The organism is Paenibacillus sp. ALE2 (assembly GCF_054113385.1).
The window spans coordinates 4,209,399-4,221,991 of sequence record NZ_CM134213.1 but is presented as its reverse complement, the minus strand read 5'-3'; the positions used below and the strand labels follow the sequence as shown (position 1 = coordinate 4,221,991).

11 protein-coding genes are annotated in these 12,593 nt (G+C 45.4%); 1 reads left to right on the top strand and 10 read right to left on the bottom strand.

What is annotated here, in order from left to right:
- Positions 1-20 precede the first annotated feature (20 nt).
- The 10 genes from ACXHJ1_RS18515 to metH form a co-directional block, all read right to left on the bottom strand.
- On the bottom strand, positions 21-1,514 hold the full coding sequence (locus ACXHJ1_RS18515) for a serine/threonine protein kinase (RefSeq protein ID WP_107733509.1): 1,494 nt from the start codon (positions 1,512-1,514) through the stop codon (positions 21-23).
- Positions 1,515-1,692: 178 nt separating this feature from the next.
- A complete protein-coding gene (locus ACXHJ1_RS18510) occupies positions 1,693-2,751 on the bottom strand; it encodes an SAM-dependent methyltransferase (RefSeq protein WP_123797280.1) in 1,059 nt (352 codons plus the stop codon).
- Between the two features lie 22 nt (positions 2,752-2,773).
- Entirely contained in the window at positions 2,774-3,547 is a 774-nt protein-coding gene (locus tag ACXHJ1_RS18505; protein ID WP_031461593.1) for an ABC transporter ATP-binding protein, read from the bottom strand.
- Positions 3,544-3,858 carry a thioredoxin family protein gene (locus ACXHJ1_RS18500; protein ID WP_016821940.1) on the bottom strand — a complete coding sequence of 105 codons (315 nt, stop codon included), beginning with the start codon at positions 3,856-3,858 and terminating at the stop codon, positions 3,544-3,546. The genes ACXHJ1_RS18505 and ACXHJ1_RS18500 overlap by 4 nt, the downstream gene beginning before the upstream one ends.
- Positions 3,855-4,193, bottom strand: a complete 339-nt coding sequence (locus ACXHJ1_RS18495; protein WP_016821941.1) for a cyclic-phosphate processing receiver domain-containing protein — start codon at positions 4,191-4,193, stop codon at positions 3,855-3,857. The genes ACXHJ1_RS18500 and ACXHJ1_RS18495 overlap by 4 nt, the downstream gene beginning before the upstream one ends.
- Positions 4,194-4,268: 75 nt before the next feature.
- The gene (locus tag ACXHJ1_RS18490; protein ID WP_457905016.1) at positions 4,269-5,117 is read right to left on the bottom strand and encodes a deoxyribonuclease IV; all 849 of its coding nucleotides are present in this window, start codon (positions 5,115-5,117) and stop codon (positions 4,269-4,271) included.
- Positions 5,107-5,925: an Fpg/Nei family DNA glycosylase gene (locus tag ACXHJ1_RS18485; protein WP_026065468.1), complete on the bottom strand. Its 819-nt coding sequence runs from the start codon at positions 5,923-5,925 to the stop codon at positions 5,107-5,109. The genes ACXHJ1_RS18490 and ACXHJ1_RS18485 overlap by 11 nt, the downstream gene beginning before the upstream one ends.
- A 64-nt stretch (positions 5,926-5,989) precedes the next feature.
- Positions 5,990-6,730 (bottom strand): HAD-IIA family hydrolase, encoded by a 741-nt coding sequence (locus ACXHJ1_RS18480; protein ID WP_045244487.1) that lies wholly within the window; start codon positions 6,728-6,730, stop codon positions 5,990-5,992.
- A gap of 571 nt (positions 6,731-7,301) precedes the next feature.
- Positions 7,302-8,234 carry a ribonuclease Z gene (gene rnz / locus ACXHJ1_RS18475; RefSeq protein ID WP_457905015.1) on the bottom strand — a complete coding sequence of 311 codons (933 nt, stop codon included), beginning with the start codon at positions 8,232-8,234 and terminating at the stop codon, positions 7,302-7,304.
- Positions 8,235-8,313: 79 nt separating this feature from the next.
- Positions 8,314-11,754 (bottom strand): methionine synthase, encoded by a 3,441-nt coding sequence (gene metH, locus ACXHJ1_RS18470; protein ID WP_044788161.1) that lies wholly within the window; start codon positions 11,752-11,754, stop codon positions 8,314-8,316.
- Between the two features lie 281 nt (positions 11,755-12,035).
- Here metH and ACXHJ1_RS18465 point away from each other — a divergent pair, with 281 nt between their 5' ends.
- Positions 12,036-12,578, top strand: coding sequence for a 1,2-dihydroxy-3-keto-5-methylthiopentene dioxygenase (locus ACXHJ1_RS18465; RefSeq protein ID WP_019687427.1), 543 nt, complete (start codon positions 12,036-12,038; stop codon positions 12,576-12,578).
- Positions 12,579-12,593 lie beyond the last annotated feature (15 nt).

Here is a 12,593-nt window from a genome sequence, read left to right as displayed (position 1 = left end):
TTAGATATATACCTGCCTATTTAGTGCTGTTGTTTAAGGAATCTGAAACGTCTTTTCCGAGTGTCTGTAATGACTCCACGAAAAAGCTCGTCCAATACCTGATCCATTTGATCATCCCGTTCGAAAGGATCTGAATGGAACGGCAGCGCAAATACTTTATTGTGATCTAGCTCCTTTCGTAACCTGCGGACAGCCCCCGAGGGTGCCAATGGCAAGCAGTAATTCCATTTGTGTTGCGGATGACGCTGAAGAGATCGGGCTAGACCCGTTATATCCTGAACTCTCCATTCGGCCCCTGAGCCGACAACTAGCGGATAATCGGCTCTCAAAAATTCTTCCAGTCGTTCATTGTCCTGCCCATTCCCCAAGTCCAGTACGATAAATCTGTAGGATCCGCCCAGCAAGGAAATGACATCTGCACGAGATGTTTGCCGCCAATAATGAACTCCATCGACTTCAAAACGCCGACTTGAACTTGCTTGTCCAACAGGTATGCCTTCCACGACTTCTTGCAGTCGGGCAAATGCCTTAGCTGTACTATGCAGCTCAACCAAGGCTACGGAGTGGGTCTTTCGAGCCAAGTAGTGGCTCACTGCAATTGCTGTGTGTGTAGCACCGGAGCCGGAAGACACACCCAACACTGCCACTACCCTTGTTCCAGCATAATCCGACGAAGCATTACTAACAGATTTCCCTGGTTGAGCAGACTGAAAATTAGCACTGCGCCTCAGTTCTCCAATGACCTCCTCAGCAGACTGAAATCGTTCCTCAGGATGATGCCGCAGCAGCTTTCGAATTATCGGAATCAAATGTCGAGGCAATTCCCCGCGAATATACCCTTCAACTCCTGCTGTCCACTCGCTATATTTACCACCTGTACATAGATACAATAGTAACGCCCCTAGACTGTACAGGTCCGAGCGAGCATCCGTCTGTCCTGTTCCATATTGCTCTGGGGCAGCAAAGCCCACTGTGCCCAGCTTTATCGTATCCTGATCCAGCTCGGACTTATAGCTCCTCGCTATCCCAAAATCGATCAGTTTAAATTCCATTTCCGGTGTCAGCATAATATTCGCCGGCTTGAGGTCCCGATAAATGACTGGCAATTGGCGGGTATGCAAATAATCAAGTACATCCAGTACCTGCAGAGCGAATGGAATGATTTGCTCCTGTGGAATACAGCCTTGGTATCCCCTCATGTATGCTTCCAGTGTAATTCCTTCGATGTAGTCCATAACCAGATATACCGCACCAGATGGAGGATATTCAAAAAAATCAACAATCCTCGGTAAACGTGGATGGCTTAGCGAAATCAACATTTCGGCTTCCGTCCGTACAATCTTCATTATTTTTGGATCGGCAATCGACTCCTTCACTGCCCAATGCTTGCCCGGCAGCTTTAAATCTTCGGCCATGAACACGCGGCTCATGCCTCCCGAACCTAACGTACGAATAATTCGGTAACGTTCACCGACAATTGACCCGAACTCTAATTGTGATGGTTGATTCATCATTCTCTTACCTCCCTTCTACAAGCAGACAACGCAAAAAAGGGAAAGCCACCGCAAAATGAAGTCTTCATAATGACATGAAAACAATTTTCGCGGGATGCTTTCCCATGATTTAATACAAATATTTTTTAAAGGAACAATTTGGATTTATTATATAGCACACTGCATCTATTGTAAAGAATTATTTTCCATACTTGATCATATACAGGGTAATCTCATCTCGGTTATGGAAAAGCTGTTTGGCTCGCTGAATCTGCATGCCGGACTCTTCAAAGGAAGCAATCACATCATGAATAAGCGCTAAGGGCTTTTTATGCATTAGCTTGACTGTTACGATAGCCGTACCACCACTCCGCAAACTATACAGTAAATCAGTAACGAGCCTTGCCATCTGTTTTGGACTCCAACTCATATCACAAACCAGCAGATCGAACGAATTCTCTTTAAATTTGACTTCACTTGCATTTTTACGCAAAAATGTCAGATTGGCGTACTTCATCAGCGATGGCTCCATCTTGGCCGGATCAACCGCTGTAACTTTCAATCCACGCTCCAGCAAGAAGGAAGTCCATCCACCCGGTGCTGCCCCAATATCCAGTCCCTGATGGAAAGCGCTAAAATCAATGCCGAACGTTGCTTCTGCTTCCAGTAGCTTGAATTTGGCACGCGAGATCTGTCCGTCTTCCTTCTGAAAACGAACTGCACCTCCGCTCCAATCTGATAGGTTGTCCTGAGGATGTGATACGCCTGCGTACCACGTATCTGTATCTGCAAAAACGGACACAATAACATCGGCGCCATGTACTACTAATTCCATAGGTAGATCACTTAATTGTTCACTCAAAGCCAGCTTGAGCGCACCTGCGCTTTCAGCCCAACTGCTATTAGATCCTTTGCGTACTTGCAAAGAAACACGTTGATCTATCAATTCCCTGCGGTTACGGATAAATGCAACCAGACGCTCTTGCACTTGAACCAGATCCGTACCTTCCTCCTGAAAATGAACAGGAAACAAGTGACGCAGAAACATCGGTGGCTGACCTGTAATCGTCTTCACTGCCTCATTTTCTTGCGCAGGTAATGTTGCTAGAAAAATTTCACCAGGTAGAAGCATCGTGCTTTTCACAGAGCCAAATAATCTTCTAAGCTCCTCCTGAGCATAGGGTGCAAAACCATGGTTGGCCGTACAAACAAATCTCGATGTCGACAAAGTGGACTCACTCTGTTCATCTGTATTCACGTATAGTTCCTCCAAAATAACGTTACCCTCCAGCGCACACCCGGATCCAGGGACGTTCTCCATCCCATTCCAGCTCAACTGGAACTTCATAAGTGTGCATAATCAATTCTTTCGTTAAAACTTCTTTTTTCAATCCAGCAGCTGCGACCTTGCCATCCCGAATCAACGCAACATGCGTAAAGAGAGGGACAATCTCCTCAATGTGATGAGTTACATAGATCACTGATAAGTCTCGCTTGCGAAGCCGATCAATCTCGACCAACATCTTTTCCCGTTCAAATAAATCCAATCCGGCACAAGGCTCGTCCATTATCAGTAGGCGAGGTTCAGCCATCAGCGAGCGGGCCAGCATTACCTTTTTACGTTCTCCTTGAGATAAGGTACCTAACGGGTGATGAATCAGATCGCCTAAATTCATACCCTCCAAAAGAGATACGGCTTTTTCTTTTGCCTCCGTCGGAATCTCCTGATAAAAACGCAAAAAAGCATACGCACCTGTAGCTACTACTTCCCAAACGGGATCTTTTAGCGCCAGCTTTTCCAGTAATGTCTGGCTAATATATCCGATCTGCTTGCGAACTTCCCGCACATCACATTGACCATACGTTTGCCCAAGCACCTCAATCGTACCACGACTTGGAAACATATACCCTGTCATCATTTCCAGCAATGTTGTTTTGCCGGAACCATTTCGACCCAGAATAGCCCAATGTTCACCTTCTCGTATTTCTAGGCTTACATCGTCCAAGATACGTCTTTCTTCCCGCTGTAATGTAATGTTCTTCATGGATATCATTCCATCACGCTCCTTATCCTGCTCAGCAAGTGTTCTACAGATTCCATTTTGTAGATGATTTCAGGATTTTTGTTTTCACCATTATATATAAGAAGCGCGGGGACACTGGAAATCCGATACTCCTGAACCAGTTCAGGAATATAGTTAATGTTGCTCTGCACCACTGCTCCTTCGGGGAGCAAATGCTCTGCTACCTCTAACATTCTACGGGCAGCCGCGCATGTTCCGCACATGGGAGTGTATACAAACAAAGCCAGCTTGCATCCCTCCCATATGGCACGGCGTGCTTCTTTTTGTCCGATCTCTTTCATCGCTTAGACTCGTTTATGATCTCTTGCATACGCACCTCAGGAATCGGCCCGTTATGCACAGTGACTCCCTCCGGCTTATTCGCATAAAGCAGTTCATACATGGCTCGGCGCCCCTGCGGACTGGAGGAATGCAAGTAAATTTCACGCGGATATAACTGTTTACTTGCAATAGCAGCAGCTACATCCTTTCCCGTCGGTTGACCCGGACCCAAATCATAATCTAACGATAGTATCGAAATTGGGTATTCATGAAGCAGAAGCAGACACTCATCCGCGTCCCTTGCCAGCTTAAAACCTGGAGGACAAGGTCGATAATCGTCCATAAACAAATACACCAACTTCTCCTCCTTCTTCCCAAAAAAGTAAGCTTACATAAGCCTCTAAGATAACTATTATTTATTTAAAATAATTTACTCCCAGCTTTGAATCATTCGAATGTCCTCCTGATGTGTCCCATCAGGTCCCGCCGCACTCTCCAAAACGACGGGAATACCTCTTACAGCTTCTTGTTCTGTTATCCAGCGCATGCCTTCAATACCAATGTAACCTTGCCCTACGCGCGCATGTCTGTCTTTTTTAGAGCCGTACGGGTGTTTGGAATCATTCAAATGAACTCCGTACAGCGCTGACCAATAACCGAGACGGTCCCCTTTTTCAAACAAAGCCTCGTCCACTCCACCGTTCCACAATCCTGCTGCATACGCATGACAAGTATCCAGGCAAAATCCGATGCTGCCAGGATCTCGACACAATTGGCGAATTTGGACCATTTCCTCGAGCGTGGTTCCCATGGGACCGTGATCCCCAGCTTGATTTTCAATTAATATTTTAGCATTTCCCTGCCAGCCTTCGAGCACATCATTCAGACAGTTAATAATATTATGATAGCCCTCCAGCGGGTCAGACGAATGCATATGCCCAAAATGAACAACTATCCCCTTCGATCCACAGGCTTCAGCAATATCCAAATCGTTGCGTAATGAAGCAACCATCAACTCATAAAGTTCCTGACCGCGTTCGCGACCATGAGCTGGATTAACGGGATATGGCGAATGAGCAATAGATTGAAGCTGGTGCTCTGAGCAGTAATCTTTACAAGCAGCAGCATCTATGGAGTTCCATTCCTTCAGCTTGAGACTACGAGGATTTTTCGGAAAATATTGAAATGAACGTCCTCCCTGCTCTCGTGCACGTATAGCAGCTTTGGAAAAGCCACCCCGCGTACTCACGTGAGAGCCGATAAGCAATTTAGGCATCATGCTGCTGCACCGGGCAATAAAATGCTTTTTTCCCCGCCAGCTCGACTCTTACAATTTTCCCACCGCTTGGAGATTCTTCTCCTTCACGGTCATATACTCGACACTGATGATCAAAGCCACCTGTGAGCGTGTCTCCCTCCATTAGAGGCATTTCCATATAACCGCCCTCCGCAGTAGCTTCACGAAGTACGGATTGAGTAGCATGATATAGCTTCTCCACTTTTTCTGGGGATTGCACAATATTTTGCACCTTGGAACCCGGTGTAAATCCGGCGATATATGCAATTTCGTCCGAATAGCAATTGCCAATCCCCGAAAAAACCTGCTGGTTTACCAGTGTTGTTTTCAAAATTCCCCGTCGCCCTTTTAGACGTGCTGTAAAATTTTCCAATGTCATACGACGGTCTAACGGATCAGGTCCCAGGTCTGACAAAGCTTCATCTGTTTCTTTAGCCGTCAGCAAGTGCAGATAACCTAAGCGCAGTCCGATAAAATAAAGCTTCGCTCCGCTAAAATCCAATTCGATCTGAACCGTACGGTCTGGACGTTGCTCCTCCGTTCCCAGATACAACAATCCTCCCAACATGAGATGAAGCACAAGCCGTTTACCCGTATTTAAATGAAAAATCAAATGCTTGCCCCGACGCTCTAAATATACAACGGTCGCACCTAGCAATTGCTTCTTAAAGGTTTCCACTTCAGTATTAATGGACTTTTCACGGCTAACCGCCACTCCAGTAATTGGAATGTCCAAAATTTGTTTTGATAATAAGATTCTGTAGTTTTCCATTTCAGGAAGTTCCGGCATATCAACATCTTTCCTTTCGTAGCTCATAGCTTTGAATTCTCATATATTTCTAAGTCATATCCTTTTATGATTTCAGCTCTTTTTGCATCCATTCCTGCAGTTCGTCCAAACTTTCAAACATCAGGTCAGGTTTTACTCCAACGGCACGAATATGTTCATCCATATTAGCGCGAGTCGTCACACCCGTCAGAATCAGAGCTGTTTTACAACCTGCTGCTGCACCTGCCGCAATATCTGTAAGCATATTATCGCCCACAACCAGAGCTTCATCCGCTCTAATGCTCAAGCGATTTAGTGCATAATTCATTAGCACGCTTGAAGGCTTGCCGATGACGACCGGTTTGACCTGTGAAGCAGCTTCAATGGCAGCTCCAATGGTACCTGCACCTGGTGTAAGCCCGTCATGCGAAGGCAATTGTAGATCCGGATTTGTCAAAATAAATGTAGCTCCCTCACGAATCCAACGCATGGCAGCTGCCAGCGTTTCATATGTAAATTGACGATCTATCCCCTGTACCACATAATCAGGATGATTCTGAACAAGCTGCAAGCCAGCCCCTGTGAGTGCCTCGCGTAATCCCGTTTCACCAATACAATATACATGAGCTCCAGGGCTTTGCTGTGCAACATATTGTGCAGCTGCTAACGCTGAAGTATATACTTCATGACTAGCTGCTTCAATTCCCATACCAATCAAATGCTCGGCCACCGATTCGGGTGTGCGTGAAGCATTGTTGGTGACATATGCATAAGGTATATGCTCTGAACGCAATCGCGAAATGAACAGATCCGCACCCTTGATCATCCGATTTCCATGATAAAGTGTTCCATCCAGATCAATTAGTAACGATTTTATCGCAATCCCCTCCCCCGCTTCATTTCATACATCATAACATTGAAAATAATAATTCACCCCATGAATGGTATTCTCCTTTTTATTTAACCACCTGAATGACTTAGGGCATTAAATAATCGGTCATTTCCATTCCTCTCATCTATCTTAAGTCAAAAATGCTTATGAAGTCCATGTATTGCTGGTAAACCATCCAAAATAGCGTCATCCCTCGCTAAAAGCCGTCGCTTCCACATAGCATAAGATCATTTCTTCGTCGAATCTCATCGAAGATGCTACGTCTTCAAGGGAAATTCCCTGTATTTCCTGGGCGTACTCAAGCAACTAAATCCTTTAAATTCGATATATAGAAGCTCCAATATGACATGCCTCCATATGTGGTAGAACAATTTCGTTCATCCCATACTAATGCCCGTCTCACCTCTTGTCGCATCCTGCGCTTTCCCGGAAAATAATTTCTAGGGAAAAAGAAAAGCACCGGAGCAAGCCCCGGCACCTATGCACATATCTTCTCTCCAATCATTTATTGGCCGATATCAGGTACCGGTAACAACACATGCTGCTCCGCAAGCAATGAATTGGGGAATAGGCTTCGCGCTTCCTCCAGCAAAGGCTGAAGCTGCTCTTGATCTTTATACCTAGAACTAAAATGCGTCATAATTAACTGCCCTGCGCCTGCGGCTTTGGCAGCTTCCGCTGCCTGAAGCGCCGTACTATGATGATACTCATACGCCGTATCCGCCAGATCATGCAGAAATGTGGCTTCATGAACGACGACAGTTGCATCTCGTGCCAGCACTACTGTATTCGGACAAGGTCTCGTGTCACCTAAAATAGTGACGATCCGCCCTTTTTTAGGTGAACCCAATACATCCTGAGGATGCAGAATAACTCCACTCTCTACTTCCACACTTTCTCCACGCTTTAATTTACCGTACACTGGGCCAGGCTTGATCCCGTATCGCTCCAACAGTTCTTGGTTAAGCTTACCGGGCTTATCCATCTCTACAATTCGGTAGCCATAACTGTCGATCCGATGATCCAACAAAGCTGACTCCACCCGAAATTGACCGTCATCGAACAGAACCCCGCCCGTATGCTCCACAATATGTAGTGGGTAATTGATACGAGATTGGCTGATCCCTAAAGATAGCTCAATATATTGCTGAAGACCAGGCGGTCCATATACCGTCAGAGGTGCCGTACCTCCCTGATATGCCCTGCTCGACAAAAGACCCGGCAGACCAAAAAGATGATCCCCATGCAAATGAGTGATAAATATTTTTTCAAGTCTGCTCAGCTTGAGCGGCGAACGCAACACTTCCTGTTGAGTGCCTTCACCGCAGTCAAACAACCACATGCTTCTTCGTTCCTCCAGTAAACGAAGAGCAATGGATGTTACATTTCGCTGAATTGTAGGTACCCCTGCATTTGTACCGAGAAAATATAATTCCATGACATTTACCTTCTTCCTGCTGACCAGCAAAAAACCTCCGAAGCTCGGAGGGTTTTTGCTATCCCATCTGATAAAGGTGTTAAACCTTTTCGACGTTAAAATACTGCGCCTGAGGGTGGCTGAACACCATGGCTGATACTGATGCCTCCGGTTCCATCATAAACCCTTCCGTTAGCTCAACGCCAATGTCCTCAGGTTTTAACAATTGGAACAACGGTCCCTGATCCTCCAGATCCGGACATGCCGGATAGCCAAAGGATACCCGTATACCTTGATATCTAGCGCCGTGCCGCTGTTTCATCGTCATATCGGCAGGGTCCGGGAAACCCCAGCTATCCCTGATAATATGGTGAAGCCGTTCTGCTAACCCTTCTGCCACTTCGAGCGCTACTGCTTGAAGTGCATGTGAGCGCAGATAATCTCCGTTGTCTTTCCATTGGGTAGATAGCTTCTGAATGCCATGACCAGCGGTAACAACCATAAAACCTACATAGTCCATAACCCCTGATTCCACTGATTTCAAAAAATCAGCCAGACATAGATAAGGCTCTACCTGCTGACGTGGAAACGTAAATGTGTGCAGTACCTTGCTTACATCCGATGGATCATAGATTAGAATTTGGTTTCCTTGGGACTGAGCTGGGAAGAACCGATACATAGCACTCGCCTGAATAATTCCGTCTGTAACAGCTTCAAACATGATGCTGTCTACGGTTTCCTTCAACTGAATCGCTTTCGGATCCCCCGAAGCTAGCAGTTGCTCAACATTGCCTTTTAAGCCAAGATGATGCCCCATTAGCATCTGCATATTCACATAAGGCAGAATATAATTCAGTGGGTAGTTACGCAGTACATGGCGATCCGTATCCGGCGGGATATAGACGGGCAAATCCTGAGCAATGTTAGAACGTACAGCCCGAGTTAGCTTAGGGAGCGGCTTGACCTCCACGACCGTTGCCGCTTCCGCCTCCTGCTCAGCCTTCATGTCCTCGGCCATTTTTTTACGGGACTCAGGGTCCATAAGCTTATTGGCAATATCCAGTCCATCCATAGCATCTTTCGCATAGGCTACCAGCCCATCATACTCAGGACGAATACGATTTTTAGTAAACTTACGCGTTAAGGCAGCTCCACCAACCATTATTGGAATATCAATGTTCGCATTTTTCAAATCCTGCGCGGTTAGCACCATTTGTTGTGCCGATTTAACAAGCAGACCGGACAGGCCGATCATGTCAGCCTTTTCTTCACGATAAGCTTCAATGATGCGTTCTGGTGGTACTTTTATACCCAGATTTACAATATGGTAACCATTGTTGGATAGAATAATCTCCACCAAATTCTTACCTATATCATGCACATCACCTTTAACCGTAGCCAACAAAATCTTACCTTTTACTGAGGATTCATTTTTCTCCATGAACGGTTCTAAATAAGCCACGGATGCTTTCATTACTTCAGCGCTTTGCAGAACCTCCGCAACAATCAGTTCGTTGTTGTTAAACAAACGTCCTACTTCTTCCATCCCTTTCATTAGCGGTCCGTTAATAATCTCCAGAGAAGAATATTTAGCGAGCGCTTGCTCCAGATCCGGGATCAGTCCCTCCTTACTTCCCTCCACTACATAGGAAGCCAGCCGTTCTTCGAGCGAAAGGTTTGATATCTTCTCTTTTTTCTCCACTTTCTTGTTACGGAAAGCTGCTACAAATGCAGATAACGTATCGTCATTTGTTTTATAGATCAGGTCTTCCGCCAATTTCCGTTCATGCTCGGGGATCGATGCATAGCGTTCAAGCTTCTCCGTATTTACAATTGCATAATCCAGTCCCGCTTTGGTGCATTCGTACAAATAGACAGAATTGAGCACTTCACGACCCGCTTCCGGTAAACCAAAGGATACGTTACTGATGCCCAATATGGTATGAACCCCGGGAAGCGCTTCTTTAATGATACGTATGCCCTCAATCGTTTCCTTAGCCGAACCGATATATTGCTCATCCCCTGTTCCTACTGGGAATACGAGCGTATCAAAAATTATATCCTCCGCTGCCAGACCGTAACGGTTCACCAACAGATCATAAGAACGCTTAGCTACCTCGAGCTTATCCTCACGCCCAATTGCCTGTCCACGTTCATCAATCGTTCCGACAACAACAGCAGCCCCGTATTTATGAATAATAGGAGCCATTTTCTCAAATTTCTCTTCACCATCCTCCAAATTAATGGAGTTAATAATTGCCTTACCTTGCGAATATTGAAGTGCTTTATCGATAACTTTAATATCCGTGGTATCAATCACCAATGGTACTTTCACCTTGTTTACAACCAGTTTCAAGAACGCTTCCATATCTATCATTTCATCACGGTCCGGATCTTGCACACAAATATCAATGACATGTGCTCCGCTTTTTACCTGAGCGCGGGCAATTTCAGACGCCTCTTCATATTTGCCTTCCACGATCAAACGCTTGAATTTCCGGGAACCCAGAACATTTGTTCGCTCACCAACCATATACGGACGATTATCCTGTTCAATATACACAGGCTCAATGCCTGATACGGCAGGAGGATGATGACCTACGAGCTGACGAGGCTCAAACTGCGCCATACTTTCACTCATTACTCTTATATGCTCTGGAGTAGTACCGCAACAGCCTCCCGCAATATTCAACCAGCCTTTTTCAGCGAAAGCAGCCATTTTACGAGCTAATGAATCCGGCGATTCATGGTATTGACCATTTTCATCGGGCAAGCCCGCATTTGGATAACAGCTAATAGCTGCAGAGGACATTTCAGACAAAGAACGAATATGATCACGCATAAACTCTGGACCTGTAGCACAATTCAGTCCAATCGAGATTGGATGTAAATGTTCGAGTGATATGCAGAAGGATTCGATGTTTTGTCCGGCCAACGTTGTTCCCATTGGCTCAATCGTGCCAGAAATCATTAATGGAAGCTCAATCCCTGTCTGCTCAAAAGCCTGACGAATTCCAATGCTACCTGCCTTAACGTTAAGCGTATCCTGTGAGGTCTCCAACAGAAGAACATCTACCCCACCTTCAATAAGCGCCAAAGCCTGCTCCTGATAGCTTTCAATCAGCTCTACAAATGTAACACCGCCTGTGACAGACAAGGTTTTTGTAGTTGGACCCATAGCTCCTACAACAAAACGAGGCTTGTCCGCAGTGCTGTACTTATCCACCGCGTTACGCGCCAGTTTGGCCGCCACCAGATTAATTTCACGGGCACGTTCTGGTATATCGTAATCCGCCAAAACGACGGATGTCGCTCCAAATGTATTCGTTTCAATCAGGTCTGCTCCGGCCTCCAAGTATGCTTCATGAATCCCTTGAATGACATCCGGTCTTGTTAAGACCAACATCTCGTTGCAGCCTTCTAACTCTTCCCCACCAAAATCAGCGGCAGAAAGGTCTTCCTGCTGAATCATAGTGCCCATAGCCCCATCAAGAAGGAGTATTCTTCGTTGTAACGCATCCTGCAAGCTAACTTTATCCAAAATTTCTTCACCCCCGCAAAACGTTAAATCCTAGTTTAGCAGAAACCGTATCATTTAGATAGATTGAAGTAAAAACATACGTTTTATGCAGGCTATTCTTCTTTACAAACGACTTAGCTGATCTATTTTTGTAGTATGCATCGTTATAGACGAACGTCTTTAAACTGTATCGTATTACTATAGTCGTTCCCATATAAATGCTTCAGCCTGTATTGTACAACTGGTTAAGACATGGTATTCTTTATACAACATTAATCCAAGTGGAAAAGAGGGATTTGTGCATGGCAGAAATTTTTATACGCAATACGAATGAGCGAATTAGCGGTGAAGAGCGAGTACGTGAATTTTTGGAGAGCTACCAGGTATTGTATGAACACTGGGATGCTTCCAAGCTGCCAGGGGAGCTGCAAGAAAACTTTACTTTGACAGATGATCAAAAAGCCGCTGTTCTTAAAACATTTGAACCTGAAATCAAAGATTTAGCCGCACGTCGCGGATATAAAATCTGGGACGTCATCACTTTATCTGAAGCAACGCCGAATTTGGAGGAGCTGCTGGCCAAGTTCGAGCAAATTCACACCCATACCGAGGATGAAATCCGCGCCATTGTTGCTGGTAAAGGGATTTTTATCATTAAAGGCTCTGAAGAGATCGGCTATTTTAATGTAGAGCTTTCACCAGGCGACGTTATTTCTGTTCCTGAAAATACACCGCACTTCTTCACTTTAATGGAAAATCAAAAGATCGTCGCAGTCCGCTTGTTCATCGAAGAAAATGGATGGATTGCTGAACCGTTCGAAGATCCAACATTCACTACAGCATAGTTACGATGTATTGTG

What these genes read in the sequence shown, in the direction of transcription:
- ACXHJ1_RS18515 (WP_107733509.1), bottom strand. Translation starts at nt 1,514, where the DNA reads ATGATGAATCAACCATCACAATTAGAGTTCGGGTCAATTGTCGGTGAA.
- ACXHJ1_RS18505 (WP_031461593.1), bottom strand. Translation starts at nt 3,547, where the DNA reads ATGATATCCATGAAGAACATTACATTACAGCGGGAAGAAAGACGTATC.
- ACXHJ1_RS18500 (WP_016821940.1), bottom strand. Translation starts at nt 3,858, where the DNA reads ATGAAAGAGATCGGACAAAAAGAAGCACGCCGTGCCATATGGGAGGGA.
- ACXHJ1_RS18490 (WP_457905016.1), bottom strand. Translation starts at nt 5,117, where the DNA reads ATGATGCCTAAATTGCTTATCGGCTCTCACGTGAGTACGCGGGGTGGC.
- ACXHJ1_RS18485 (WP_026065468.1), bottom strand. Translation starts at nt 5,925, where the DNA reads ATGCCGGAACTTCCTGAAATGGAAAACTACAGAATCTTATTATCAAAA.
- ACXHJ1_RS18480 (WP_045244487.1), bottom strand. Translation starts at nt 6,730, where the DNA reads ATGATCAAGGGTGCGGATCTGTTCATTTCGCGATTGCGTTCAGAGCAT.
- rnz (WP_457905015.1), bottom strand. Translation starts at nt 8,234, where the DNA reads ATGGAATTATATTTTCTCGGTACAAATGCAGGGGTACCTACAATTCAG.
- ACXHJ1_RS18465 (WP_019687427.1), top strand. Translation starts at nt 12,036, where the DNA reads ATGGCAGAAATTTTTATACGCAATACGAATGAGCGAATTAGCGGTGAA.